1 protein-coding gene is annotated in these 459 nt (G+C 54.0%); it reads left to right on the forward strand.

Annotation, left to right across the window (positions count from 1 at the left end; genetic code table 11):
• Positions 1 to 161 precede the first annotated feature (161 nt).
• Positions 162 to 459, forward strand: a 298-nt coding sequence (locus D7X55_RS46275; protein WP_233610441.1) for a hypothetical protein, incomplete at its 3' end; no start/stop codon positions are given.

The raw sequence follows: 459 nt of genomic DNA on the forward strand, positions 1-459 counted from the left end.
GCTGGGCGATTTCGGTAGCGGTATCGGCTCCGCCAAGGCGCTGCCAGGCGGACACATCGGAAAGCAGGGTGACGTCCATTCGGAGGTTCCAGTTGGGCCAGCGCACCATCTGCGTTTTCTTTCGAAATGTCAAACATCGAAAGTAAAAAGAAAGAAAAAAGGTGGGTGGCTTTGCCTTGCGCGCGATGCCGGGAAAAACGAAAGGACCGACTGAATGCCGTATCGCACAATGCTTAACAGGCACCTGCAAGCGTTTACACAAAGTATTGCGGCGCAGCAACTTTCGTTTCAATGGAATATATCTTCCTTTTTCCTTTCAATTTGTTGACATCTTTCGAATCGCTGCCCTAGAGTCGGCCCAACCGCTTTCGAAACGCCCGGTGAACGGGTTGGGAGTCCGCGTGGAAAACTGCGTTCGTCGCTCGCCGCTGATGCTGGCCCTGGTGCCGGCCTTGATGC

Origin of the sequence: Corallococcus sp. AB049A, assembly GCF_003668885.1 — a bacterium.
Taxonomy (GTDB): Bacteria; Myxococcota; Myxococcia; order Myxococcales; family Myxococcaceae; genus Corallococcus; species Corallococcus interemptor.